General features: G+C 73.6%; 23 protein-coding genes. 16 read left to right on the top strand and 7 right to left on the bottom strand.

The features are described 5' to 3' along the window. Window positions 1–75 precede the first annotated feature (75 nt). Window positions 76–408, top strand: coding sequence for a DUF2516 family protein (locus IE330_RS20980; protein WP_190137634.1), 333 nt, complete (start codon window positions 76–78; stop codon window positions 406–408). A gap of 200 nt (window positions 409–608) precedes the next feature. Here the strand turns inward: IE330_RS20980 and IE330_RS20975 are convergent, their stop codons facing one another. The 3 genes from IE330_RS20975 to IE330_RS20965 all read right to left on the bottom strand — a co-directional run bounded on the left by IE330_RS20975 (window position 609) and on the right by IE330_RS20965 (window position 5,140). After that, window positions 609–2,132: a PP2C family protein-serine/threonine phosphatase gene (locus IE330_RS20975; protein ID WP_190137616.1), complete on the bottom strand. Its 1,524-nt coding sequence runs from the start codon at window positions 2,130–2,132 to the stop codon at window positions 609–611. Window positions 2,133–3,011: 879 nt separating this feature from the next. After that, window positions 3,012–4,100 (bottom strand): C40 family peptidase, encoded by a 1,089-nt coding sequence (locus tag IE330_RS20970; protein ID WP_190137615.1) that lies wholly within the window; start codon window positions 4,098–4,100, stop codon window positions 3,012–3,014. Window positions 4,101–4,411: 311 nt separating this feature from the next. Next, a complete protein-coding gene (locus IE330_RS20965; RefSeq protein ID WP_190137633.1) occupies window positions 4,412–5,140 on the bottom strand; it encodes a class I SAM-dependent methyltransferase in 729 nt (242 codons plus the stop codon). Window positions 5,141–5,426: 286 nt separating this feature from the next. On the opposite strand from IE330_RS20965, the gene mshA reads away from it, so the two are divergent. The 3 genes from mshA to IE330_RS20950 all read left to right on the top strand — a co-directional run bounded on the left by mshA (window position 5,427) and on the right by IE330_RS20950 (window position 7,627). Beyond that, a complete protein-coding gene (gene mshA / locus IE330_RS20960; RefSeq protein WP_190137614.1) occupies window positions 5,427–6,782 on the top strand; it encodes a D-inositol-3-phosphate glycosyltransferase in 1,356 nt (451 codons plus the stop codon). Then, the gene (locus IE330_RS20955; RefSeq protein ID WP_190137613.1) at window positions 6,775–7,275 is read left to right on the top strand and encodes a type III secretion system chaperone family protein; all 501 of its coding nucleotides are present in this window, start codon (window positions 6,775–6,777) and stop codon (window positions 7,273–7,275) included. Before mshA ends, IE330_RS20955 begins: the two co-directional genes overlap by 8 nt. A gap of 136 nt (window positions 7,276–7,411) precedes the next feature. After that, window positions 7,412–7,627, top strand: a complete 216-nt coding sequence (locus tag IE330_RS20950) for a hypothetical protein (protein ID WP_229925800.1) — start codon at window positions 7,412–7,414, stop codon at window positions 7,625–7,627. A gap of 575 nt (window positions 7,628–8,202) precedes the next feature. Here the strand turns inward: IE330_RS20950 and IE330_RS20945 are convergent. Further along, window positions 8,203–8,964, bottom strand: a complete 762-nt coding sequence (locus IE330_RS20945) for a phosphoglyceromutase (RefSeq protein WP_190137612.1) — start codon at window positions 8,962–8,964, stop codon at window positions 8,203–8,205. A gap of 222 nt (window positions 8,965–9,186) precedes the next feature. Between IE330_RS20945 and IE330_RS20940 the strand changes: the two genes are divergently transcribed. The 3 genes from IE330_RS20940 (at window position 9,187) to IE330_RS20930 (ending at window position 11,149) form a co-directional block, all read left to right on the top strand. Next, window positions 9,187–10,542 (top strand): MDR family MFS transporter, encoded by a 1,356-nt coding sequence (locus IE330_RS20940; RefSeq protein WP_190137611.1) that lies wholly within the window; start codon window positions 9,187–9,189, stop codon window positions 10,540–10,542. Between the two features lie 101 nt (window positions 10,543–10,643). Beyond that, entirely contained in the window at window positions 10,644–10,892 is a 249-nt protein-coding gene (locus tag IE330_RS20935; RefSeq protein ID WP_190137610.1) for a hypothetical protein, read from the top strand. A gap of 65 nt (window positions 10,893–10,957) precedes the next feature. After that, window positions 10,958–11,149: a hypothetical protein gene (locus IE330_RS20930; protein WP_190137631.1), complete on the top strand. Its 192-nt coding sequence runs from the start codon at window positions 10,958–10,960 to the stop codon at window positions 11,147–11,149. Between the two features lie 75 nt (window positions 11,150–11,224). On the opposite strand, the gene IE330_RS20925 is transcribed toward IE330_RS20930, so the two are convergent. Next, window positions 11,225–13,036 carry a glycosyl hydrolase family 28-related protein gene (locus IE330_RS20925; RefSeq protein ID WP_190137609.1) on the bottom strand — a complete coding sequence of 604 codons (1,812 nt, stop codon included), beginning with the start codon at window positions 13,034–13,036 and terminating at the stop codon, window positions 11,225–11,227. A gap of 657 nt (window positions 13,037–13,693) precedes the next feature. Beyond that, window positions 13,694–14,374 (bottom strand): phosphate signaling complex protein PhoU, encoded by a 681-nt coding sequence (gene phoU, locus IE330_RS20920; protein ID WP_190137608.1) that lies wholly within the window; start codon window positions 14,372–14,374, stop codon window positions 13,694–13,696. A 297-nt stretch (window positions 14,375–14,671) separates the two neighbouring features. On the opposite strand from phoU, the gene phoR reads away from it, so the two are divergent. Next, window positions 14,672–15,985: a two-component system sensor histidine kinase PhoR gene (gene phoR / locus IE330_RS20915; protein ID WP_190137607.1), complete on the top strand. Its 1,314-nt coding sequence runs from the start codon at window positions 14,672–14,674 to the stop codon at window positions 15,983–15,985. Further along, the gene (gene phoP / locus IE330_RS20910; RefSeq protein ID WP_030682312.1) at window positions 15,982–16,662 is read left to right on the top strand and encodes a two-component system response regulator PhoP; all 681 of its coding nucleotides are present in this window, start codon (window positions 15,982–15,984) and stop codon (window positions 16,660–16,662) included. Before phoR ends, phoP begins: the two co-directional genes overlap by 4 nt. 165 nt (window positions 16,663–16,827) lie before the next feature. On the opposite strand, the gene IE330_RS20905 is transcribed toward phoP, so the two are convergent. Beyond that, the gene (locus tag IE330_RS20905) at window positions 16,828–17,577 is read right to left on the bottom strand and encodes a copper chaperone PCu(A)C domain-containing protein (protein ID WP_190137606.1); all 750 of its coding nucleotides are present in this window, start codon (window positions 17,575–17,577) and stop codon (window positions 16,828–16,830) included. Between the two features lie 720 nt (window positions 17,578–18,297). Here IE330_RS20905 and IE330_RS20900 point away from each other — a divergent pair. The 7 genes from IE330_RS20900 to IE330_RS20870 all read left to right on the top strand — a co-directional run bounded on the left by IE330_RS20900 (window position 18,298) and on the right by IE330_RS20870 (window position 25,647). Next, a complete protein-coding gene (locus IE330_RS20900; protein ID WP_003953493.1) occupies window positions 18,298–18,780 on the top strand; it encodes a CarD family transcriptional regulator in 483 nt (160 codons plus the stop codon). A 405-nt stretch (window positions 18,781–19,185) separates the two neighbouring features. Beyond that, complete coding sequence (ispD, locus tag IE330_RS20895) at window positions 19,186–19,923, top strand: 2-C-methyl-D-erythritol 4-phosphate cytidylyltransferase (protein WP_190137605.1); 738 nt, start codon at window positions 19,186–19,188, stop codon at window positions 19,921–19,923. Continuing rightward, on the top strand, window positions 19,913–20,422 hold the full coding sequence (ispF, locus tag IE330_RS20890; protein ID WP_190137604.1) for a 2-C-methyl-D-erythritol 2,4-cyclodiphosphate synthase: 510 nt from the start codon (window positions 19,913–19,915) through the stop codon (window positions 20,420–20,422). The genes ispD and ispF overlap by 11 nt, the downstream gene beginning before the upstream one ends. Before the next feature lie 339 nt (window positions 20,423–20,761). Further along, a complete protein-coding gene (locus tag IE330_RS20885) occupies window positions 20,762–21,166 on the top strand; it encodes a PPOX class F420-dependent oxidoreductase (RefSeq protein ID WP_190137603.1) in 405 nt (134 codons plus the stop codon). 107 nt (window positions 21,167–21,273) lie between these two features. After that, on the top strand, window positions 21,274–22,677 hold the full coding sequence (cysS, locus tag IE330_RS20880; RefSeq protein WP_190137602.1) for a cysteine--tRNA ligase: 1,404 nt from the start codon (window positions 21,274–21,276) through the stop codon (window positions 22,675–22,677). A gap of 126 nt (window positions 22,678–22,803) precedes the next feature. Continuing rightward, on the top strand, window positions 22,804–23,745 hold the full coding sequence (gene rlmB / locus IE330_RS20875; protein ID WP_190137601.1) for a 23S rRNA (guanosine(2251)-2'-O)-methyltransferase RlmB: 942 nt from the start codon (window positions 22,804–22,806) through the stop codon (window positions 23,743–23,745). Between the two features lie 135 nt (window positions 23,746–23,880). Continuing rightward, window positions 23,881–25,647, top strand: a complete 1,767-nt coding sequence (locus tag IE330_RS20870; RefSeq protein ID WP_190137630.1) for a DoxX family protein — start codon at window positions 23,881–23,883, stop codon at window positions 25,645–25,647. The last annotated feature ends 42 nt before the right edge of the window (window positions 25,648–25,689 follow it).

Raw genomic sequence — 25,689 nt, 5'->3', positions numbered from 1 at the left:
GCGGTACCGTGACTTTGTACGCAGGACGCGTGCGTCGCGTTGGATACGCCGAGACTGGTGGTGGACGTTGTGCTGATGCAGGGGTTCGCGAACTTCATGTGGCTGCTGTCGCTGGCCCTGATCCTGTTCAGCGGATTCGCGCTCCTCGACGCCGCCGTCCGGCGTGAGGACGCCTATCGCGCGGCCGACAAGAAGACCAAGCCGTTCTGGCTCATCATCCTCGGGCTCGCCTTCGTGGTGAACCTGATCTTCAACATCCTGTCGTTCCTGCCCATCATCGGCCTCATCGCCACGATCGTGTACATGGTCGACGTACGGCCCGCGCTGCGGCAGGTCATGGGCAAGGGCGGCGGCCGCCGCGGCTCCAGCAGCGACGGTCCGTACGGGCCGTACAACGGCGGGCGCTAGCGAGGAGCCTTCCCCCGGCGCCTTCCCGACTGCGGTGGCGGGCGCCGGGAACCGCCCTGCTCGGGCCCGGGGCAGGTGGCCGACCGCTCCGCCGAGCACAGTCACGGTCACGGCGGCGACGGCGTCCGGTGCTCCGCCTCGGCGTTCGTGGGCGAGCCCCAGCGTTCGTGGGCGAGCCTCAGCGTTCGAGGGGGAGCCCCTCAGCGTTCGCGGTCGAGGAGGAGTACCGCCACGTCGTCCGTCAGCTCGCCGCCGTTCAGCTCCCGCACCTCGGTCACGGCCGCCTCCAGCAGTGCGTCGCCGCGCAGGCCCGTGGCGAGCTGGCGGCGCACCATCTCCACCATGCCGTCCTGCCCCAGCCGCTGGTTGCCCTCGCCGACCCGGCCCTCGATCAGGCCGTCCGTGTACAGCATCAGGCTCCAGCGGCCACCCAGCTCCACCTGCCGACGCGGCCAGCGGGCGCGCGGGAGCAGGCCGAGCGCCGGGCCGCCGTTGTCGTACGGCAACAGCTCGGCCCGGGGCGCCGACTGCTCCCGCGCGGCACCGGCGGTGGTCGCGGGTCCGTGGCGGACGATCAGCGGCGACGGGTGACCGGCCAGGCACAGGCCCGCCCGGCGGCCGTCCGGCGCGATGTCGACCGTGCACAGCGTCGCGAAGATCTCGTCGTTGGGCCGCTCGTGCTCCAGGACCTTCTGCAGGGTGCCGAGGAGTTCGTCGCCGACGAGGCCCGCGAACGTCAGGGCCCGCCAGGCGATGCGCAGCTCCACCCCGAGCGCGGCCTCGTCCGGGCCGTGCCCGCAGACGTCGCCGATCATCACGTGCACCGAGCCGTCCGGCGTGCGCACCGTGTCGTAGAAGTCGCCGCCGAGCAGGGCGCGCGACCGCCCCGGCCGGTACCGGGAGGAGAACCGCAGCGGCGATCCTTCGAGCAGCGGCGTCGGCAGCAGCCCCCGCTCCAGGCGGGCGTTCTCCTGCGCGCGCAGCCGGGACTCGTGGAGCTGCCGCTGCGCGGCGTCGGCCCGCTTGCGCTCGACCGCGTACTGGATCGCGCGGCTCAGCACGCGGCTGTCCAGCTCGTCGCGGAGCAGGTAGTCCTGGGCGCCGACCCGCACCGCCCGCGCGCCGCGCTCGGCGTCGCCGGACGTGGTGAGCGCGAGGACGGCCTGGCGGGGCGCGAGGCGCAGCACGTGCCGCAGGGGGGCCAGCTCGTCGGCGTCGACGTCGGTGCTGTTGCCGGTGCCGGTGCCGGTGCCCTGGGCGCCGGTGCCGTCGGTGGTGGTTCGCGGGGAGCCGTCGTACACGGGGCCCGGCCCGGTGGGCGGCGGGGTGCCCGTCGGGCCCGTGCCGCCGTTCGCGGGGGAGCCGTCGGGCAGGGCGAGGTCGAGCAGGATGCAGTGCACGTCGTCCGTGAGCAGCCGCTCGGCCTCGGTGAGGTTGCGGGCGGTGCGGATGCGCATGGGCTTGCCGTCGGCGGCCAGCAGCTCGGGGAGCCGCAGGGCGCCGCCCGGGTCGTCCTCGATCACCAGCAGGGTGAGCCCGGCGCCGTGGGCCGGGCCGGGGCCGCGGGGGTCCCGGGTACGGCTGTAGCCGTCACGGCCACCCCGGTCGCCGGGGCCGAGAGGGCCGTCGGAGCCGCCAGGGGGGCGGTGCGGCGCGGAGGTCGGCGGAGCCTGACCGCCTTCCGCGGCCGGGATCGCCCTCTGCCGCGGTATGCGTGCGGACATGCGTGGAATCCTTCCCTCCCCCCGAGGGCACGGTGGGGCGACGGTCGCACGCCCCACACCAGACGGGGACCATAGCGGTAGCCGGTCCCCCTGGGGAACGCGGCGCGGCACCCGGCAGACGGCATATGCCGTGTCCTGAACCGCAAGAGGGCACGAACCGGGTCTTCCTGGGATGACGAACATCACGCCCGGAAGGTTGAGCGCCCCGGCCCCCGGTGCACTGGGTCACACCCCTGTCGCCCCTTCCCCCTGCGGGGTGCGGGCGTGCCTCCACCGGGGTGCGTCGTTCCCTATCGGGCGGGGCGCGGGGGAGGCCTCATCCGGGGTGCGTCGTCCCCTTCCGTGCGGGTGCGGCGCGCCTGGGCGGGTCCCGCTTGAGGGGCACGTCTGGGCACGTCTGGGCGTGGGGTGGTCGCCGGGGCCCGGGCCTGGAGTTCGCCGGGGCTTGCAGGTGCGGGGTGGCTCTGGCGCAGGGCGTGGGTTGCTGGGGCTTGGGGTGCGAAGGGGCTTTGCCGTGGTGGGTGGATCACCGGGGCTCGGGGGCGTCGGGTCCCTCCGCGCAGGAAGCGGGTCGCTGGGGGCTCGGGGTGCCGGGCCGCTCCGCCGCAGGACACGGGCCGCTAGGGCTCGAGGTGCTGGGCCGCTCCGCCGCAGGGCGCGGCCCGCCCGGGCACGGGGCGCACCCGCCGCACCCCGCGCCGCGCGGGCCTGCCCTGCGCGAGGGCCCGCCGGAATGCGCCGGGCCATGCCGAGGGCCCGTCGGAATGCGCCGGGCCGTACCAAGGGCCCGCCGGAACACGCCAGGCCGTGCCACGGGCCCGCCATGCCCACAGGGCCCCCGCCACCCGCACAAGCCACTCCAGCCCAGCCCGAAGCCCCCTACCCCGGCCGCACCACCCCGAGGATCTCCATCGAGCCCGCGCCCGCCATCGTCACGTCCCGCCCCGGCCGGGGAGCGTGCACGATGGTGCCGTTGCCCACGTACAGCCCGACGTGGCTGGCGTCCTTGTGGTAGATGATCAGGTCCCCGGGGCGCATGTTCTTCACGTCCACGTGCGGCAGCCGCTTCCACTGCTCCTGCGACGTGCGCGGGATGCCGCGCCCCGCCGCCGCCCAGGCCTGGGACGTCAGCCCCGAGCAGTCGTACGACTTCGGGCCCTCCGCGCCCCAGACGTACGGCTTGCCGAGCTGGGCCGTGGCGAAGGCGACGGCCTTCTTGCCGCGGGCGGTGGCGCCGCCCTTGAGGTCGTCCAGTATCCCCGTGCTCACCCAGGCCGACTGCTGCTTGCGGGCGGCCTCCTCCTCCAGCCGGCGCAGCCGGTCGCGCTCCCTCTTCTCCAGGCGCGACTCCAGCTTCTCGGCGGCGGCGATCTTCTTCGTGACCTTCTTGCGCGCCTCGGCCTTGGCCCGCCTGTTGGCCTCCAGCTTCCGCCACTGCGCCGAGGCGTCCTTGGCGTACGTCTTCAGGTCGTCCTGGGTCCGGCTCACCTCCGTGAGCAGGGACTTCGCGCCGTGGTGGCCCTGGCGCAGGCGGCCCGCGCCGTCCAGGAACCGCTCCGGGCTCCGGCTCAGCATCAGGCGGGCCTGGTCCGGGATGCTCCCGCCGCGGTACTGCGCGCGGGCCGCGGCGCCCGCCTGGGCCTTGAGCCGGTCGAGCTTCTTCTGGCCGCTGTCGATGTCACGGGAGAGGCGGGCGATCTCCTTGGACTGTCTCTTGGCCCGCTCCTCCGCCGCGTTGTACGCGTCCGTGGCCGCGCCCGCCTCGCGGTAGAGCCGCTCGATCTCCTTGCGGACATGCTCCAGGGCGGTGTCCCCGGCGGGCGTCACGGACGCCGGCGGTCTCGGCGGGGCGGGCGGCGCGGGGTCGGTGGGGCTCGCGAACGCCGTGCCGGGCGCGGCCAGCACCGCCGCGCACACCAGAGCCACGGCTGTCGCCGTCGAACACCGCTTGCCGGACACGCTCGCCACCCCCACAACCGATCCCTGATATACCGTCAGTAACGCCTGGGCTCCCCGGGATGGTGCCACGTCCGCGCCCGTGACGACAGAGCCACACGGCGACGGACGATCCCCTCCCGACTCGTGTGACGAGCGGCACGCGGTGATCGTTCCCCTCGCACAAGGGTTCGCCCACGGCGAAGCCCTGGCCTCAGCCGGCGCCCGCAAGGAGGACCTCTCGCAGGCCCTCTCGCCAGGACCCCTCAGCAGGGCCCCTCGGCAGGCCCTCTCGCCAGAGCCCCTCAGCAGGACCCCTCGACAGAGCCCCTCGACAGGCCCCCTCAGCCCCCGCCCCCGCGCGGCGCCAACGCCCCCCACTCCACCGTCACTTCCCCCTGCCGCCACCGCGTGGCGCCGTCCACCACCGGCCAGTCCGCCCGCAGCTCCCGTACCGCCCGGATCCACCGCTGCCGCGCCCCGTACGACGCGTACGGGGCCGCCGCCGCCCACGCGCGGTCGAAGTCGCGCAGGAACGCGTGCACCGGCTCGCCCGGCACGTTCCGGTGGATGAGCGCCTTCGGCAGCCGCTCGGCCAGGTCGGAGGGGCGCTCGAGGGAGGCGAGGCGCGCCGCGAACGTCACCGTGCGCGGGCCCTGCGCGCCGAGCGCGACCCACACGTGCCGCCGCCCGATCTCGTCACAGGTCCCCTCGACGAGCAGCCCGCCGGGCGCCAGCCGCGCGCACAGCAGCTCCCAGGCGGCGGCGACCTCGCCCTCGTCGTACTGGCGCAGCACGTTCGCGGCGCGGATGAGAACCGGGCGAGCGGGCAGCGGTACTTCGAAGCCGCCGTGCAGGAAGGAGAGCCCCTCCCGTTCGTACGGCCGGGCCGCCTCGACCCGCGCCGGGTCGATCTCGATGCCCACCACGCGCGCGCGTGGGGCGGCGGTCCGCAGCCGGAGCAGCAGCTCGACGGCGGTCCAGGGCGCGGCACCGTAGCCGAGGTCCACGGCGAGCGGGTCGGCGGCGCGGCGCAGCGCGGCGCCGTGGACGGCGGCGATCCAGCGGTCCATGCGCCGCAGCCGGTTGGGGTTGGTGGTCCCGCGCGTCACGGTCCCCCGGGGGCGGGCCGGGGAGGCCGAGGTGGGCGAGGTGCGAGGGGTTCGGGGGGCGCGGGGGGCCATGAGGGCAAGCGTAAGCAAGGCCCCCGCCCCGAACCTCCAAGGTAATGCTTTGGCAAAGAGCGAAATGGAGTCGAGTGTTCCGGTGTTCCCGCTCCAGAGGCCCCGTACGTCCTCCGCATCGCCATGCCCGCCGTACGAGGTCCAGGACGCCGCCGAGGCCAAGGAGGATCGCCACGTGAGCCACTACGTGACCAGGCTCGGGCGTCGTTTCCCAGCGGCCCCCTCGGCACCGGCCCGGCTCCGCCTGTCCGGCTCGCCGCGCCGCCCCCGCCGCGTGGCCATGCTCAGCGTGCACACCTCACCGCTGCACCAGCCCGGCACGGGCGACGCGGGCGGCATGAACGTCTACATCGTGGAGCTCGCCAAGCGCCTCGCCGAGATCAACATCGAGGTGGAGATCTTCACGCGTGCCACCACGGCCGCCCTGCCGCCCGCCGTCGAGCTCGCCCCCGGCGTCCTCGTCCGTCACGTGGACGCGGGCCCGTACGAGGGTCTGGCCAAGGAGGAGCTGCCCGCGCAGCTCTGCGCCTTCACGCACGGCGTCATGCTGGCCTGGGCCGGCCACCGGCCCGGCCACTACGACCTCGTCCACTCGCACTACTGGCTCAGCGGCCACGTCGGCTGGCTCGCCGCCGAGCGCTGGGGCGCCCCCCTCGTGCACGCCATGCACACCATGGCGAAGGTCAAGAACGCGGCGCTCGCCGAGGGCGACACCCCCGAGCCCGCAGCGCGCGTCATCGGCGAGACGCAGATCGTGCGCGCGGCCGACCGCCTGATCGCCAACACCTCCGAGGAGGCCGGCGAGCTGGTCCACCACTACGACGCCGACCCCGGCAAGGTCGCCGTCGTCCACCCCGGCGTCAACCTCGACCGCTTCCGCCCCGCCGACGGCCGCGCCGCCGCCCGGCACCGCCTCGGCCTGCCCCAGGACGCCCTGATCCCCCTCTTCGCGGGCCGCATCCAGCCCCTGAAGGCACCCGACATCCTGCTGCGCGCGGTCGCCGTACTCCTCGACGAACGCCCGGAGCTGCGCCGCCGCATGGTCGTGCCGGTCGTGGGCGGGCCGAGCGGCAGCGGCCTGGCGAAGCCGGAGGGCCTGCAGAAGCTGGCGGCCCGCCTGGGCATCGCCGACGTCGTCCGCTTCCAGCCGCCGGTCGGGCAGGAGCAACTGGCCGACTGGTTCCGCGCGGCGTCCGTGCTCGTCATGCCCTCGTACAGCGAGTCCTTCGGCCTGGTCGCGATAGAGGCGCAGGCGGCGGGCACCCCGGTGCTCGCGGCCGCGGTCGGCGGCCTGCCGGTCGCGGTCCGCGACGGTACGACGGGCTTCCTCGTCCACGGCCACGAACCGGCCCTCTACGCGCGCGTGCTCCGCGACTTCGCCGACAGCCCCCACCTCACGGACAGCATGGGCGCGGCGGCCGCGCGGCACGCGCAGTCCTTCGGCTGGGGGACGGCGGCGTCCACCACGGCCGACGTGTACACCGCCGCCATGCACGACCACCGGCGTCGCGTACCCTCGCACCATGGGTGACGTTGCCGGCGGAACGCCTGACGCGGTGATCGAACGATTCCTCGACGACGCCGAGCTGACCTGGGAGTCCCCCGACCCCGGCTCGTACGTGATCACCCTCCCCGGCACCCGCAAGCTCTCCACGACCCTGTCGCTGATCGTGGGCAAGCACTCCCTCTCCCTCAACGCGTTCGTCATCCGCCACCCCGACGAGAACCACGAGGCCGTCCACCGCTGGCTCCTGGAACGCAACCTGCGCCTGTACGGCGTGAGTTACGCGATCGACCCCCTCGGCGACATCTACGTCACCGCCAAGCTCCCCCTGGCCGCCGTCACCCCCGACGAACTGGACCGCCTCCTCGGCTCCGTCCTGGAGGCCTCGGACGGCTCCTTCAACACCCTCCTGGAGCTGGGCTTCGCGACCGCGATCCGCAAGGAGTACGCCTGGCGCGTCTCGCGCGGCGAGTCGACCCGCAACCTGGAAGCCTTCGCCCACCTCACACAGCCCCGCTGACCCCGCCGGCCCCGCACCGATCCGGCCCCCTTTGAGCACTTTGCCGCCAACCCCGGCCAACTGACTCACTGCGCCTCCCCGCTCCCTGCTACAGAGAAAAGCTGGGACGTCTCCGCCCGGGGGGAGGGCCGACCCCGTGAAACTGACGATCAACATGGCGGTCCTGCTGGCCGTCGTCCTCGTCCTCCTGATCCGCCGCAAGGTCCAGGCCCGAAGCCGGGCCGACCAGACGATGACCCTGGCGGTGGCCGTCATCTTCGGAGTCCTGATAGCCCCCACGGACCTGGGCCAGGGAATCCTCGACACGACGGGCGACCTGGCCAGAACCATCTCGGACGCGGGGGCTCCCTGAGGGACGGCGCACGGCCCCACCGAGCACGGGGAAGACGGCCGCACCTCGCGGCGCTCTGCCCCGCTCGTCGAACTCTTCCAGGCCGCCGGCATGCACATCGTGGCAAGGTCGGAGTCGATTGTTCCGCGACCTTCCAGGGAAGGGTCTCCAGCGCATCTCAGTGAGTCGGAGGGGGCTGCTCATGAGCGATACATCTGGGTCGCGTCACGACAGGGCAGAGGCGGGGCCGCCGCCCGAGCGCGGCTGCGATCGCTTCAGCGACGGTCCCCCTGATCCCCTCGCCTCGCTGCTGGCCAAGGTCAACGAGGGGGAGCGCATCGCGACTCCTGGAGACAACGCGGGTGGCGAAGACCGCGACCCTCATGACGAGGAATGGCGGGAGCATGATCGCCGCGGTCCCTATGCGCAGGGGCGTCGACGGAGGAACTGACTCTTCCTGTGGCGCTGCCGACCGTGCCCGACGCCCGGGTCCGGCGCATGCGTCGCAGCGCCCAGGGGCTCAGCCAGGGCCCCGGTGCAGCAGCAAGGCCCCCACCGGCGGGGAAACCGCGGGTGGGGGCTTTGAACCCGTGGGTCTACTTCTTCTTGCCCTGGTTCTTGACCGCCTCGATGGCGGCCTTCGCCGCGGCCGGGTCGAGGTAGGTGCCGCCCGGGTTCAGGGGCTTGAAGTCGGCGTCCAGGTCGTAGGCGAGCGGGATGCCGGTGGGGATGTTCAGGCCCGCGATGTCGGCGTCGGAGATGCCGTCCAGGTGCTTGACCAGGGCGCGGAGGCTGTTGCCGTGGGCGGCGACCAGGACGGTGCGGCCCGTCAGGAGGTCGGGGACGATGCCGTCGTACCAGTAGGGGAGCATGCGGACGACGACGTCCTTGAGGCACTCCGTGCGGGGGCGCAGCTCCGGCGGGATGGTCGCGTAGCGCGGGTCGTCCGACTGGGAGAACTCCGCGCCGTCCTCGAGCGCCGGCGGCGGGGTGTCGTACGAGCGGCGCCACAGCATGAACTGCTCCTCGCCGAACTCGGCGAGGGTCTGCGCCTTGTCCTTGCCCTGCAGCGCGCCGTAGTGGCGCTCGTTCAGGCGCCAGGAGCGGTGCACCGGGATCCAGTGCCGGTCGGCGGCCTCGAGCGCGAGCTGCGCGGTGCGGATGGCGCGCTTCTGGAGGGAGGTGTGCACGACGTCGGGCAGCAGACCCGCGTCCTTGAGCAGCTCGCCGCCCCGGACCGCCTCCTTCTCGCCCTTCTCGTTCAGGTTGACGTCCACCCAGCCGGTGAACAGGTTCTTCGCGTTCCACTCGCTCTCGCCGTGGCGGAGGAGGATCAGCTTGTACGGTGCGTCGGCCATGCCCACGAGCGTAATGGAATCCCCGTAGGGGTCGCGCCCGGGAGCCGGAGGGGCCGCCGGGGCCGGGTGCGGAGCCGCCCGCCGTGCGCTCCGACGATTGACGGGTGTCGTCAAATGAGTGGTGGGGCGGACCACGGCTTCGTAAGGTCTGATCACTGTTTTGGGCACTTACATGCCCGGAGCAGGGCCAGCTCGCTCATCCGTACCGCCCGGGGGACCCGAATGCCGCTCACCGCCGCCAGACGTGCCGTCAAGGAATCCGTGTCGGGGCTGCCCCCTGCCTTCTGGTGGCTGTGGACCAGCACCCTGGTGAACCGCCTGGGCGCCTTCGTGTCCACCTTCATGGCCATCTACCTCACCCTGGAGCTCGGCTACTCCGCCACCTACGCGGGGCTCGTCGCCGCCCTGCACGGGCTCGGCGGCGTCATCTCCTCCCTCGGCGCGGGCGTCCTGACCGACCGGCTCGGGCGGCGGCCCACGCTGCTGGTCGCGCAGACCTCCACGGCGGCCTCCGTGGCGCTGCTCGGGTTCATGACGCACCCGTTGGCCATCGCCGCGGTGGCCTTCGCGGTGGGCATGGCCAGCAACGCCTCCCGCCCCGCCGTGCAGGCGATGATGGCCGACATCGTCCGGCCCGAGGACCGGGTCCGCGCGTTCTCGCTCAACTTCTGGGCCATCAACCTCGGCTTCGCCATCTCCTCGGCCGGCGCCGGGTTCATCGCCGCGTACAGCTACCTCGCGGGCTTCCTCATCGAAGCCGTGATGACGCTGGTCTGCGCGGTGCTCGTGTACATCAAGCTGCCCGAGTCGCGCCCCGAGCGCCCGGACGGAGCGGCGGCGCACGCGCCGGACGCGGGCCTCGGCACGGTGCTGCGGGACCGCCGCTTCATGGGTGTCGTCGGGCTCTCCTTCCTGGTCGCGCTGGTCTTCCAACAGGCGTACGTGGGCCTGCCGGTGGCGATGGGCGAGGCCGGGTTCACACCGAGCGACTACGGCGTGGCCATCGCCTGCAACGGCGTCATGATCGTGCTGCTGCAGATCCCGGTGACCCGCTTCATCGAGCACCGGGACCCCCAGCGCCTGCTGGTGGTCTCCGCGCTCGTGGCGGGGTACGGCTTCGGCCTCACCGCGTTCGCCGGGTCGGTCGGCTTCATCGCCCTCACGGTGTGCGTGTGGACGCTCGCCGAGATCGTCAACGCCCCCACGCAGTCCACCCTGGTGGTCCGCCTCTCCCCGGCGCACGCCCGCGGCCGCTACCAGGGCATGTACGCCATGTCGTGGTCGGTGGCGGCGCTCGCGGCCCCGCTGATCTCCGGCTTCTTCATCGACCGCCTGGGCCAGGAGTGGCTGTGGGGCCTCTGCGCGGTCATAGGCACGATCGCGGCGCTCGGGTACTGGGGCCTGATGCGGGGCCTCTCGGAACCCGCCCCGGACGCGAAGCCCCGTACGGAACCGCTGGACCTGGACGCGCTGCCCCGTACGGAACCGCTGGACCCGGACGCGAAGCCCCGTACCGAACCGCTGGACCCAGTCGCGAGCCGGCCCGGCCACGCCCCGAAGGCCGAGGCCACCGGCTGAACTCCCCCGGCTCCGGCCCCGGCCGCTACCGTGAGCGCAGCGCCGGGACCGTGAGCCCGGTGCCGGGACCGTCCAGGGACCCCAGGGAGAGTGACCCGCACATGGCCGAACCACTGAAGACCTTCATCGGCGGCGAGGAGGTCGAGGTGCCCAACACCATCCCGGACATCCGCGCCGCCCTCCCCGAGGACAGACGCGCGGACTTCGACCGGGCCATCAACCAGGCGGGCGTCGACGAGATCCACGCGGTCATGCGCCACTGGATGCTTCAGGCCGTGCCCGACCCCGAGGCCGAGGCGCTGCTCGACCGCCTCGCGGCCGACGAGGCCGAGAGGCGGAGCATCGCGTGAGCCGGCACCGGAGGCGCAGCTACCGCATCACCTACGCGCCGCCCGCCGACGACACCCTCGCCAAGATGGACGGCGCCGACGCGTTCCGGTCGGCGATGGCCCGCACGCTCGGCCGCGACCCGTACGGGCACGGCTCGGCGGCGGTGGACGCGGAGCGCGACCGCCGCGAGGCGACGGTCGGCGGCGCCATCGTCCTCTACTACGTGTCGGGTTCGGTCCTGACGGTGACGGTGGTCCGCCTCGTCCCCTTCGGCTAGGACACGGGCCGACCAGGACACGGGCCGACCAGGGCACGGACCGGCCAGGGCACGGACCGGCCAGGACACGGGCGGCTAGGACACCGACCGGTCCCCGGCGCCCGGCCGCCGCCGCTCCAGCGCCCGCTGCGCCTCGTACAGGTTCCGCGGCCGTACCGCGCCGGGCGCGCCGTACGCCTCGACGCGCGCGTGCAGCGGCCCCGGGAAGTCCGGTACGTCGATCTGGTCGAACTCGCGTACGCGGGAGATGCCGACCGTGGCGCTGTACGGCGCGACGCCGTCGATCCTGACGAGTCCGGCCCGCTGGTTGGTGACCGTGATGTTCCAGTGGGTGAACCGGGCGCCGTACAGCGGCCCGGCACCGGCGTCGCCGCCGTGCCGTCCGTCGTTGTGGACGGTGATCTCCGTGCGCACGTTCGCGAACGGCATCCCCCGGTGGGTGTCGAACGTGCCCGTCTCCATGTGCCCGCGCGACCAGACGTTGTACGAGGACAGCCCCTCCACGTTGATGCCGTGGAGCTGCGTCCCGGCGGGCGGGGGCACGGCCAGCCGCTCGACGCGGAAGTCCTCGACGAGGTTGTCGTGCGACCCCTCGCGGCAGAAGTACGGGTGGTGCGCGCCCCGCCCGCCGACGGCGGTGCGCCGCAGGGTGCAGGCGGAGGCGGCGACGAGCCCGAAGCCGTTGTCCACGTGGCGCACGCGCACGTCGTCGGCCCAGCAGTCGTACGCGCACTGGAAGGTGACGCCGTTGTACCCGAGGTCGCGCAGGTGCGGGGCCTGCGGGGTCTCGACGGCCTCCAGGGTGAGGCCCTCGACGCCGGAGCCGGTCAGGGGTGTGACGCAGGTGGTGAGGCGGGGATCCCACGCGGGCCGGAGGTCGAGCGGGAGCGGCCGTTCCAGGGTGATCCGGCGCCCCTCCACCCGCGTGACCCGTACGGGCCACTCGTAGGGGACGTACGAGGTCAGCTTCGTCTTGTCGTCCCAGGCGTACGCCTGGGGGCCGGGGCCGCCGCCCGCCATGTGCTCCAGGAGGGTGTGGTCGCGGTCGTCGGCCAGGCGCAGCAGGACGAGGTCGCCGCGGCGCACCCGTACGGGATCTCCCCCGGTCGGGCGGGACCGGGGACCCGGGAAAGGTCCGGTGACGCGGACGGACCGGTCGCCCCGGGCGGCGGGGGCGAGGGTGGCCAGGGTGCGCCACGCGTCGCGCCTGTTCCCGGTCCACCCCTCGAAGGGCCAGTCGCGGTCCTTGACCGCGTCGACGAGGGAGTACCAACGGGCCTCGGGGCAGAGCCAGATGAGCCCGCCGGCCCAGGACCAGCTCGACTTGTCCCCGCCGTAGCGGCTCCCGTAGGGGCCGATGAGGTCGGTGAGGTGGCGGGTGGCGAGGAGCGTGGTGCGCCCGCTGCCCGCGCCGCGCAGGACGACGTCGTCGTGGGCGATCCGGACGACTCCGTCGACGCGGTACGTCCCGGGTTCGAGCTGGACGGTGCCGCCACCGGCCCGTCCCGCGGCGGCGAGGGCGCGGTTGAGGGCGGGCGCGGCGTCCTCGCCGGTGCCGGGCCTGACCCCGTAGCGGCGGGCCGCGACGACGGGCCCGGGACGGGGGAGGCGGTGCGCTCCCCGTCGGCATCCGGCCCGGGCCACGTAGGGGATCTGCGGGTGGGTGTAGGGGGCCCGGGCGTACTCGCGCCACAGGGCGGCGCCGCGCGACCCGGCCGTGGCCGTCCCCACCCCGGCGGTGGTGGACCCGGCCGCCCGCACCCCCGCGGCTGTACGCCCGCTCGCCCGCGCCCGCGCCCCCGCTGCCGCGGCGGCGGGCCCGCTCGCCCCCCCGGCGGCGACGGCCACGGCCGCGCCCAGGACTCGGCGTCTGCTGAGGTCGGCCATGACGCTCCACCTCTCGCGTTGTCGCGTTTATGTACGTGAATGGTGTTCACGTCCGCGTTGGGCGGAGCATGCCACGACCCGCAGCCGCGCGGAAGACGTCCGGCGGAGGCTCCGGCCGGGCTGCACGGGGCCGCCGCCGCGCCGGGCGTCCCGGCCGCCCCGCCCGCACCGGCCGTCCCGCGCCGCGGACCGGCCCCACCGCACGCGGGCGCCCCCGCCGTACAGCGCAGAACAAGCCACCCCCACGACGTCCGAGGAGGGGGTGACACGGGAGGCACCGCACGGCGCATCCGGTGGCGAGCGCGCACACGTGCGCCGTTGACGCGCCCCGTTGGTCGCTGCATGGAATGGAGGGCAAGCAGTACGTCTCACGCCTTCGAGGAGGAGACCATGGCCGAATCCCCCGAGCGCGACACCTGTGCCGACGGCTGTCAGTGCGGTCCCGGATGCAGTTGCGGCTGCCAGTCCGGCGGTCCCTGTCAGTGCGGTGGCGGCTGCGGCTGAGGCCCGGCCGCGTCAGCCGGTGAAAGAACCGCGTCAGCCGGCGAAAGAGCCGAGTCGGCCGGTGAACAGCCGCGTCAGCCGGTGAAAGAACGGGCGCCGCACCCCCGGGGGGGGGGCGGCGCCCACTCCTGTGCGCGAGGCCGGGGCCTGAGGTCAGGCCCCCTCGACCGAGGCGGTGCCCGGCTGGATCTCGTCGGCGTGCTCGCCCGTCACCAGGTACACGACCCGCTTCGCCACCGACACCGCGTGGTCCGCGAAGCGCTCGTAGTAGCGGCCGAGGAGCGTCACGTCGACCGCGGTCTCGATGCCGTGCTTCCAGCGGTCGTCCATCAGGTGCTGGAAGAGCGTGCGGTGCAGCAGGTCCATCTCGTCGTCGTCCTGCTCCAACTGGAGCGCCAGGTCGACGTCCTTGGTGATGATGACCTCCGCCGCCTTGGCCATCAGACGCTGCGCGAGCTGGCCCATCTCCAGGATCGTCGCGTGCAGGTCGCGCGGCACCGGCGAGTCCGGGAAGCGCAGCCGCGCGAGCTTCGCCACGTGCTGGGCGAGGTCGCCGGAGCGCTCCAGGTCGGCGCTCATCCGCAGCGAGGTCACGACGATCCGCAGGTCGGTGGCGACCGGCTGCTGCCGGGCCAGCAGGGCTATCGCGCGGGCCTCCAGGTCGTGCTGGAGGTCGTCGACCTTCTGGTCGGCGGCGATCACGCTCTCCGCCAGCTTCAGGTCCGCGTCGAGCATGGCCGTGGTGGCGCGCCCGATCGCCGACCCGACGAGACGGGCCATCTCGACCAGGCCCTCGCCGATCGAGTCAAGTTCCTCGTGGTACGCGTCACGCATCTGGCTGTCCCTCTCTCGTACGTCACAGGGGGCTGCCCCCTACGTCCATCAGGGGTTGTCCCCTACGCTCCCACGGTGTGGCGCGGACGCGTCCGTTACCGGCATCCCATGTGAACCGGCGCCGTCCTCCAGGTGAACGGTGGGCGACGCCCCCGTCACCCCGGAAGCGATCACTCCGCCGATCCGGGCGTCCGAAATGAACCATCGCTGTCCCCTCGGTGAACTCTGAGCGACGACTGTTCGAGCGACCACTCGGATGGCTGTGGGCAGTGCTCCGCCCCCGCATAACCTGGAGGCATGGACGTGAACGCGGCGGTCGCCGCAGCGGCAGCGATCGCCGGAGTGTGCACCGGTGTCATCGCCATGCTGGCGTTCCGCTGGAGCGAACGCGACCAGAAGCGCCCCACCCGGACCTCCCTGCACACCGACCCGGTGCTCCCGCCCGGCGTCGACACCGTGCTCTCCGTACTGCGCTCCTCCGCCGTCGTGCTCGACGAGTCGGACGGCGTGGTCAAGGCCAGCTCGGCGGCGTACGCGCTCGGCCTCGTACGCGGCGGCAAACTCGCCGTCGAGCCGATGCTCCAGATGGCCCGTGACACCCGGCGCGACGGCGAGATACGCCAGGTCGAGCTGGACCTGCCGCGCCGCGGCACCGGCCGCGGCGACGCCCTCGCCGTCTCCGCGCGGGTGGCCCCGCTCGGCTCCCGCCTTGTGCTGCTGCTCGTCGAGGACCTCACCGAGGCGCGCCGGATCGAGGCCGTGCGCCGCGACTTCGTGGCGAACGTGAGCCACGAGCTGAAGACCCCGGTGGGCGCCCTCAGCCTGCTCTCGGAGGCCGTCATGGACGCCTCCGACGACCCCGAGGCCGTGGAGCGCTTCGCGGGCCGCATGCAGAACGAGGCGACGCGGCTCACCAACCTCGTACAGGAGCTGATCGACCTCTCCCGGGTGCAGAACGACGACCCGCTGGAGGACGCCGAGCCGGTCCGCGTGGACGAGCTCGTCGGCGAGGCCATCGACCGCTGCCGCCACCAGGCGGGCACGAAGCAGATCACCATGGCCGCAGCGATCGGGGGGGCCGGAAGCCTCTCGTTCGAGGGTGGCGGTGGGAGCCGGGAGGGCATCGCCGACCTGCACGTGTGGGGCAACCGGGGCCAGCTCGCGGCCGCGCTCGGCAACCTCGTCGAGAACGCCGTGAACTACTCGCCCGCCCGCACCCGCGTGGGGATCGCCGCACGCCGCGTCAACGCCCCCGGCGGCGACCTCATCGAGATCGCCGTCACGGACCAGGGCATCGGCATCTCCGACAAGGACAAGGAGCGCATCTTCGAGCGCTTCTACCGCGTCGACCCGGCCCGCTCCCGCGCCACCGGCGGCACCGGCCTCGGTCTCGCCATCGTCAAGCACGTGGCCGCCTCGCACGGCGGGGAGGTCACGGTGTGGAGCTCCGAGGGACAGGGCTCCACCTTCACCCTGCGCCTGCCGGAGGCGGGCGCGACCCGCGACCGCGGATCCGGGCACGGTCTCGGCGACGAGGACGCGCACCAGGGCATCAGGCCCGACACCACCGCATACGAACCCATTCCTGCCGCCCCGGAGGTCCTTCCGTGACCCGAGTGCTCGTCGTCGAGGACGAGGAATCCTTCAGCGACGCCCTGTCGTACATGCTCCGCAAGGAGGGCTTCGAGGTCGCGATCGCGGCCACCGGCCCGGACGGACTCGACGAATTCGAACGCAATGGCGCCGACCTCGTCCTGCTCGACCTGATGCTGCCGGGCCTGCCCGGCACCGAGGTCTGCCGCCAGCTCCGGAGCCGCTCGAACGTCCCCGTTATCATGGTGACCGCGAAGGACAGCGAGATCGACAAGGTCGTCGGCCTGGAGATAGGAGCCGACGACTACGTCACCAAGCCGTTCTCCTCGCGCGAGCTGGTCGCCCGCATCCGCGCCGTGCTGCGCCGCCGCGGCGAGCCGGAGGAGGTCACCCCGCAGGCCCTGGAGGCAGGACCGGTCCGGATGGACGTCGACCGGCACGTGGTCACGGTCTCCGGCTCCAAGGTCGACCTGCCGCTGAAGGAGTTCGACCTCCTGGAGATGCTGCTGCGCAACGCGGGCCGCGTGCTGACCCGCATGCAGCTCATCGACCGCGTCTGGGGCGCGGACTACGTCGGTGACACCAAGACCCTCGACGTCCACGTCAAGCGCCTCCGCGCCAAGATCGAGCCGGACCCCGGCGCGCCGCGCTACCTGGTGACGGTGCGGGGCCTCGGCTACAAGTTCGAGCCGTAGACCGGACCGGTCCGACGGCGGGGGCGCGCGCGGAAGCGCCCCGAAGGGGCGCGGGGAACTGCGCGACCAGCCACAGCCCACCCGCTGACGCGGCACTCGTGTCGACGAACGCCGAAGGGCGGGACCCCGGGAGGGGTCCCGCCCTTCGGCGGCTGTGCAGAGGCGTCAGTGCCCGGCGGCCTCGTGCGAGGCGCCGGCCTCGGCACCATCAGCCTCCGCGCCGTTGGCCGGGGCCTCACCGGACCGCTGCGACTCCGGCGAGCCCGACGGGGAACCGGACGGGGAGCCCGACGGCGAGCCGGAGGGGCCGCCGGACGGCTTCCCGGACGGCTTGCCCGAGGGCTTGCCGGACGGCTTGGCGTCGGGGGACTGCGGGACCTCGGTCGGGCCCCACTCCTCGAAGTAGCTCTCGGCCGGGACCACGAACGTCTTCAGCTTGACGTCACCGGTCTTGCTGAAGCCGAAGGTGACCGGCTGCGCGTTGCCGTCCTTGACGGACTCGCGGCTGCTGGGCAGCAGGGCCACGGCGTTGTCCTCGCCGCCGATCACGACGGAGCCGCCGGCCGGGATGACCAGGCCGCCGCCCTTGCCCTTCTTGCCCGGCCGGTCGCCCTTGGCGGGGCGAAGCTGGGCCTTCTTGCCGGTGCCGTCGACCGTGATCGACTCCAGGGTCTGGGCGGTGCGGCCGCCGTTGAACACGGTGGCGGAGACCACGGCGGGACCCGTCGACTCGCGGTCCGGCTGGGTGATGATCATGGCGTTCTGGATCTTGATGTCGCCGACGGCGGTCGCCGCGTTGTCCGGCTTGATCTCGATCGTCTGGGCGTTGTTTCCGGCACCGCAGGCGGTGAGCGAGGCGAGCGAGAACGCGAGGGCGGTGGCGGCGATGGCGCCGCGTCGAAGGCTGCGGCTCACGGCGGCGGCAACTCCTTGAACGTGGGCGATACGGAGGGTCGAGCAAGGCCGAGCAGGCGCGGACGGGCCGGGCCGGGTCGAGCCGGGCGGGCGGCCGTAAAGCCGCCCTAAGGGTGTGTCAGCGCGCTTAGGTTACCGAGCCGTTCCCGCGCGCCCGCACCCGACCCGCCCCTGGGGACCACGAGCCTGCGACGCCTCCCGCGCCCCGGGCTTCCCCATGGCCTCAGGTTTCCCCATTCGCATATCTCCGGCGGTGGTGTCGCGGAGGATTTCCCGTAAGGAATGCGGGGCCGCCCGGGAAATTGATCAGTGCAGGGGTCACGGTGTGCAACGCAAGCGCGTCGGAGCGCGCTTCCGGCGCATCGGGGCTCGCGCTTCTTGATCAATTCCGGATTCACTCCGGGGTGCCCGCACTTCGCCCGCCCGGTGACGCCGCACGTGTCCCCGGTCACCGAACGGAGTAGCGGAAGTTCACCTCGGGGAACCCGGCAAAACGGGACGTACGTCACCTTGGAGCACCTTCGTGGAGTGTGTAACGTGGGCGTTTCACCTTCCCCGGACAGCGGCTCCGACCTGCGAATACCCCCTTCCGCACCCCGTCCGCAGCACGTTCGTGTCGTTGTTGTCAAGCCCCGAGATATGCCCTGACCTGCGAAAACGCCATTCAGAAGACGCCGTATCCGTGTTACCCTGGATAGCCACGGAAGGGGTACCTGTCACATGACGTTCAAGGTTGGCGACACCGTGGTCTATCCCCATCACGGGGCCGCGCTGATCGAGGCCATCGAAACTCGTCAGATCAAAGGCGTGGACAAGACCTACTTGGTGCTGAAGGTCGCCCAGGGCGACTTGACGGTGCGTGTGCCAGCGGACAATGCGGAGTTCGTCGGTGTGCGTGATGTGGTCGGCCAGGACGGCCTGGACCGGGTCTTCGAAGTACTGCGCGCGCCGTACGCCGAGGAGCCCACGAACTGGTCGCGTCGCTACAAGGCAAATCTCGAGAAGCTCGCCTCCGGCGACGTCATCAAGGTCGCGGAAGTCGTCCGTGACCTGTGGCGCCGCGAGCGCGAGCGCGGACTGTCCGCCGGAGAGAAGCGCATGCTCGCCAAGGCCCGTCAGATCCTGGTGAGCGAGCTCGCACTCGCGGAGAACACGAACGAGGACAAGGCCGAGGCCCTGCTCGACGAGGTTCTCGCGTCCTGACCGCCCGCGGCCCCGCCGCGCGCGGACACGGGTGCCCCGCGTGGGCCCGCGTCCGGGATACCAGGTGTACAACCACCATGCCGCAGTGCCCGCCGACCCCTGAGGGTGTCGCCGGGCACTGCGGCATGTTCACGTGTACGACATGTCCCCTCCGGAACGCGGCGGCGGCCCGCCCGGACGGCGCTCGGGGGCGGGGGCCCGCACGCCCCCCGGTCCTCTCCGGCGGCGTCCCCCGGTCTTCACCGGCGGTTCGCGGGTAAGGAAAGATCCCCCGGTACGTTGGCGTGCCGGGCTCGGGCAGTTCTGGCTCGACCAGATGTCACGGAAGGGTCCGGTCAAGGCGTCGCGCCCGGCACGGTGTGGCCATACCCATGTCAACCGAGCGCACAAACCTGAACGGAACCGATGTCTGACGTAACCTCTCGCACCGCGGCCGTGATCCCCGCCGCCGGACGCGGCGTACGCCTCGGCCCCGGCGCCCCCAAGGCCCTGCGCGCCCTCAGCGGCACCCCCATGCTCGTCCACGCCGTGCGCGCGCTGGCCGCCTCGCGCGCCGTCTCGCTCGTCGTGGTCGTGGCCCCGCCGGACGGCGCCGCCGAGGTCAAGACGCTGCTCGCCGACCACGCGCTGCCCGAGCGCACGGACTTCCTGGTCGTGCCCGGCGGCGCCACCCGCCAGGAGTCCGTGAAGCTCGGCCTCGACGCCCTGCCGCCCGGCGTCGACATCGTCCTTGTGCACGACGCGGCCCGCCCGCTGGTGCCCGTGGACACCGTCGACGGCGTCATCGAGGCGGTACGCGACGGGGCACGCGCCGTCGTGCCCGCGCTGCCGCTGGCGGACACCGTCAAGGAGGTCGAGCCGGGGGCGCCCGGGGAGCCCGAACCCGTCGTCGCCACGCCCGAGCGCGCACGGCTGCGCGCCGTGCAGACGCCGCAGGGCTTCGACCGGGCCACGCTGGTGCGCGCCCACGAGGCGGACGTCGTCGGCGAGGGCGCCACGGACGACGCGGGCCTGGTCGAGCGCCTGGGCGAGCCGGTTGTGCTCGTGCCCGGGCACGAGGAGGCGTTCAAGGTGACCCGGCCGCTGGACCTCGTGCTCGCCGAGGCCGTGCTCGCCCGCAGGAGGGCCAACGATGGCTTCTGAACCGGCTCCCGCACCGCCGTACCCGCTGCCGCGCGTCGGCGTCGGCACCGACGTCCACGCCTTCGAGGAGGGCCGCGAGCTGTGGTGCGCGGGCCTGAAGTGGGAGGGGGAGGGGCCCGGGCTCGCCGGCCACTCCGACGCGGACGTCGTCGCCCACGCCGCCTGCAACGCGCTGTTCTCCGCGGCCGGGCTCGGCGACCTGGGCGCGCACTTCGGCACCGGCCGGCCCGAGTGGGCCGGGGCGTCCGGGCTCACGCTCCTGACGGAGGCCGCCCGGATCGTCCGCGAGGCCGGCTTCACCATCGGCAACGTCGCCGTCCAGGTCGTCGGCCCCCGCCCGAAGATCGGCAAGCGCCGCGACGAGGCCCAGAAGCTCCTCTCGGAGGCGGTCGGCGCCCCGGTCAGCGTCTCCGGCGCCACCACGGACGGCCTCGGCTTCCCCGGCCGCGACGAGGGCCTCATGGGCATCGCCACCGCGCTGGTGGTCCGTACGGGCTGACGACGGGCGGGGCCCCGTTCGGGGCCGGGGGCGCCCGGGTGGTCCGTACGGGGTGCGGGCGGGCGGACATCCGCCCGCCCCGTGGTGCGGGGCCCCGCGATCAGGTAGGGGTACGCATCGTCCAGTGGTCGACCGGGGCCGCGCGGTCAGCCACGTACGGGGGACGCGCGGTCCCCCGGGTACACCGGAACCGCACGGCCAGCCAGGCCCGCGCGTCCTGCCGGAAGGCGCCCGGCCGTCGGGGCCGCCGGGCGCCTTCCGGCAGGACCGGCAGTGCGGACGGAGACCACGGGACGACCACCCCCCCCACCGGAACCACCAGCCACAGGAGCGACCCCCATGACCGCCACACTCTCCGACGACCTCAAGTCCCTGCTCGACACCCCGGTCTTCATCACCGTGGCGACCGTCCAGCCCGACGGCAGCCCCCAGCTCTCCCCGGTCTGGGTGAAGCGCGACGGCGACGACGTCGTCTTCTCCACGACCGTCGGGCGGCAGAAGGAGAAGAACCTCCGCCGCGACCCCCGCGTGACCGTGCTCCTCCAGCCCTTCGACGCCCCCTACACCTACGCCGAGATCCGCGGCACCGCCGAGATCACCACCGAGGGCGGCCAGGAGCTCATCGACGAGCTGTCGATGAAGTACACCGGCAAGAGGTACGCCGACTTCAACCCGGCGGCCAAGGACGACGGCCCGCGCGTCGTCGTCCGCGTCCGCGCCCGCAAGGTCGTCGGCCGGCTCTGACCCGGGCCCGGGCCCGGGCGCGGCTCCGGCCGGGGCCCGGGCACGGCCGGACGCCCCGTATCCCCCAGGGGCGCGGGGCACTGCCCGGCGCCCACTACCCTGGAGTGGTGACGATTCGCCTGTACGACACCAGCGCCCGGCAGATCCGTGACTTCCAGCCCCTCACCGAGGGCTGTGTCTCGATCTACCTCTGTGGTGCCACGGTGCAGGCCGCGCCGCACATCGGGCACATCCGCTCGGGCCTCAACTTCGACATCATGCGCCGCTGGTTCACGTACCGCGGCTACGACGTGACGTTCATCCGCAACGTCACGGACATCGACGACAAGATCATCGCGAAGTCGGCGGACCAGGGCCGCCCCTGGTGGGCCATCGGCTACGAGAACGAGCGCGCCTTCAACGACGGCTACGACGCCCTCGGCTGCCTGCCGCCCACCTACGAGCCGCGCGCCACCGGCCACGTCACCGAGATGGTCGCGATGATGCGCGGCCTGATCGAGCGCGGCCACGCGTACGAGGCCGACGGCAGCGTCTACTTCGACGTGCGCTCCTGGCCCGGGTACCTGGAGCTGTCGCGCCAGGACCTGGACAAGATGCAGCAGCCCGCCGAGGAGGGCATCACCGGCAAGCGCGACTCGCGCGACTTCGCCATGTGGAAGGCCGTCAAGCCGGGCGAGCCGTCCTGGGAGACGCCCTTCGGCCCCGGCCGCCCCGGCTGGCACCTGGAGTGCTCGGCCATGGCGCACAAGTACCTGGGCAGTGCCTTCGACATCCACGGCGGCGGCCTCGACCTGGTCTTCCCGCACCACGAGAACGAGATCGCCCAGGCCAAGGCCTTCGGCGACACGTTCGCGCGGTACTGGGTGCACAACGCCTGGGTCACCATGAGCGGCGAGAAGATGTCGAAGTCGCTCGGCAACTCGGTGCTGGTCTCCGAGATGGTCAAGCACTGGCGCCCCATCGTCCTGCGCTACTACCTGGGCACCCCGCACTACCGCTCGACCATCGAGTACAGCGAGGAGGCCCTGCGCGAGGCCGAGGCGGCGTTCGCCCGCATCGAGGGCTTCGCGCAGCGCGTGGTGGAACTCGCCGGGGGCGTCGTCGAGCCGGCGGCCGAGGTGCCGCCCGCGTTCGCCGACGCGATGGACGACGACCTGGGCGTCCCGCAGGCGCTCGCGATCGTCCACACCACCGTCCGGCAGGGCAACTCCGCGCTCGCCGCCGACGACAAGGAGGCCGCCGTGGCGCGCCTCGCTGAGGTGCGGGCCATGCTGGGCGTCCTCGGCCTCGACCCGCTCGACCCGCGGTGGGCGGGCACCGAGGGCCAGTCCGGCGACGACCTGGGCGCCGTCGTCGACTCCCTGGTCCGGCTGGTGCTCGACCAGCGCGAGGCTGCGCGCGGCCGCAAGGACTGGGCCACCGCCGACGCCATCCGCGACCAGCTCGCCCAGGCGGGCCTCACCATCGAGGACGGCCCCTCGGGGCCGCGCTGGACGCTCGGGTCGCGCTAGCCGCGACCCCGCTGATGTGCCGCCCGGGTCGCCGGGCGGCACACTGCATGCAGGACATCAGTACGAGACTTCACGCCGCGTACGCCGACCGCGTACGGGGCCACGCTTCACACAGACGGGTAGGTCATGGCCGCTAACAACCGCCGCATGTCCGGCAAGAAGGGCGCGCAGGTCGGCAGCGGCGGCAAGCGGCGCCGGGGCCTGGAAGGCAAGGGCCCGACGCCGCCCGCCGAGATGCGCAAGGGACACGTCAAGCAGCGGGCCGCGCAGGCCAAGGCGCGGCGCGCGCAGGGCCGCACGCAGGCCAAGGGCCGGGGCGGCAAGTCGCCCGCCGAGCTGGTCGTCGGGCGCAACCCGGTCTTCGAGGCGCTGCGGGACGGCGTACCCGCGACGACGCTCTACGTCCAGCAGTTCATCGACAACGACGAGCGGGTGCGCGAGGCGCTGAAGCTGGCCGCCGACCGCGGCGGCATCAACCTCATGGAGGCGCCGCGCCCCGAGCTCGACCGCATGACCAACGGCCTCAACCACCAGGGGCTCGTGCTCCAGGTGCCGCCGTACGAGTACGCGCACCCGGAGGACCTCGCCGCCGCCGCGTACGACGACGGCGAGGACCCGCTGATCGTCGCCCTCGACGGCGTGACCGACCCGCGGAACCTGGGCGCCGTGGTGCGGTCCGTGTCCGCCTTCGGCGGCCACGGCGTCGTCGTGCCCGAGCGGCGGGCCGCCGGGATGTCGGCGGGCGCCTGGAAGACGTCCGCCGGTACGGCCGCGCGGACGCCGGTGGCCCGGGCGACCAACCTGACCCGGGCCCTGGAGGCGTACAAGAAGGCCGGGATCGCGGTCGTCGGCCTCGCCGCCGACGGCGAGCACGAGGTCGGCGACCTCGACGCGCTCGGCGGTCCCGTCGTCATCGTCGTCGGCAGCGAGGGCAAGGGACTGTCCCGCCTGGTGGGCGAGACCTGCGACTTCCGCGTGCGGATCCCCATGCCGGGCGGGGCGGAGTCGCTCAACGCCGGTGTGGCCGCGGGCGTCGTGCTGTACGAGGCGGCTCGCCGGCGCCGCTGAGTCCGGGCGGTACGCCGCGCTCCGTACGCGGGGCGCGCCCCGTCGACGCGGCCCCTGGGCTGGGTTGACGGGGTCCGGACAGATCCGGGGGAGTCAAGGCAGTGTCCTAACCTCGCGTCACTCGGTTAGATGAGTGTGGACACCAGAACACCCCGCACACCCACGGGGGGACGCTCGTCAGGGTTCGACGACGCTCCCGCGCTGAGCATGGTGAAGGTGCCCTGCGACCCCGCGCAGGTCATCGTCAATCACGCGAGCTTCCGCGTCCAGCTCCCACCGGCCGGGCGGGCCCCCTCGCCCCGCGTCGCCCGGCACGTGAGCGCCGCCGAGGACACCGTGCGCATGCCGGCCGTCGGCGCGGCTGGCGCCACCGCGCGCCGGCGCGCGCCCGTCGTCTGGAGCGGGAAGTCCGCGCCGGGCGACCCGGGCGCGGGGGAGCTCCTCCAGGCCGTGCGCGCCGGCGGGGTGCGCCGGACGGCGGACGACACGGGCCGTGCCCCGCAGGGCCCCCGCCCCGGCTACGACGACGGCGGTGCCACGCAGGTCATCCCGCGCGTCGACGTGGACGATCCGTACGGCGACACCGTGGCCACCCCGGCCGTGGTCGCACCGCGCGGCGACGAGCACGGGCCCACCCGGCTGCTCCCGCAGATGCGCATGCCCGGCAGCGCCGACGACGAGCACCAGCACCACTTCGACGAACCGCCCTACGACGACGGCATCGACGGTTTCGACGACGCCGACGACGGGGCCGACGACGGGACCGGCGGCGGGCGCGAGGGCGGGCGGCACGGCGCCAGGTCGCGGATGCGGCACGGCTACTACCCCGGGCGCCGCCTCAACCTCGGCGTCGTGCTGCTGCCGCTGCGCGTCTTCCTCGGTTTCATCTCCATCTACGCCGGGATGGGCAAGCTCTGCGACCCCGTCTACTTCGACGGCGGCGAGCGCGGCTCCATGGTCAAGTGGCTCAACTCGCTGCACCCCTGGGCGCTGGCCGAGCCGATGCGCGACTGGGCGCTCCAGCACCCCGTCGGCGCCGGGCTCGTGATCGCCTTCCTCCAGGTGATCGTGGGCGTGCTGACCGTGCTCGGGCTCTGGCAGCGGGTGGCCGCCGGGGTCGGCATGCTGCTGTCCGTCGCGCTGCTCGTGACGGTGAGCTGGAAGACCGTGCCCGCCTACGACGCGCCGGACATCATCTACCTCGCCGCCTGGTCGCCGCTCATCATCGCGGGCGCCCCGGTGTACTCCGTCGACGCCCGGCTCGCCGGGGAGGCGTGGCGCACGCTGGGGCCGCGCGCGGCGCTGTGGGAGCTGCGCCGCCGCGTGCTGCGCCGGGGCGGTCTCGTCGGCGCCGTCGTCGTCGGTCTGACGCTGCTGGTCGGCTCGCTGCTCGGCGGCGCCGTACGGGACGCGGACCGCGTGACCGTGCCCGGGCCGGGCGAGGCGCCGCGCAACGAGCTGACCGGCTCGCCGCTGCCGGACGACCCGGAGCGCAAGCGGGAGCGGGGCGGCGCCGACCCCCGCGACCCGTCGGCGCCCGCGGGCACGCCGACGCAGGGCAGCAGCGCGAGCCCCTCGCAGGGCGGCGCCGCCACCGGCACCCCGGGCACCACCCCCGAGACCGGCAGCGTCAGCGGCACAGGCACCCGGCCGAGCGCCACCCAGGGCACCACGGGCGGCGACCAGGCCCCGGCGCAGCAGCAGCCCGCGCCGACCCAGGAGCGCCCGCCGGCCGCCACCAGCGGGCCCACCTCCAGCGGCGGCACGACCGGCGGTGGCGGCACCACCGGGGGCTCGGGCGGCACGACCGGCGGCGGCTCCGGCGGCGGCACGACCGGTGGCGGCGACAGCTCCGGCGGCAGCGGCGGACGCCCGGGCCTGCTCGGCGGCGTCCTGGGCTGACGGCGCGTACGGAGGCAAGAGGGGAGGGGCCCCCCCCCCCGC

The organism is Streptomyces longispororuber, assembly GCF_014656095.1.
GTDB classification, from domain to species: Bacteria; Actinomycetota; Actinomycetes; order Streptomycetales; family Streptomycetaceae; genus Streptomyces; species Streptomyces longispororuber.
This window is presented reverse-complemented; position numbering and strand designations above follow the sequence as displayed.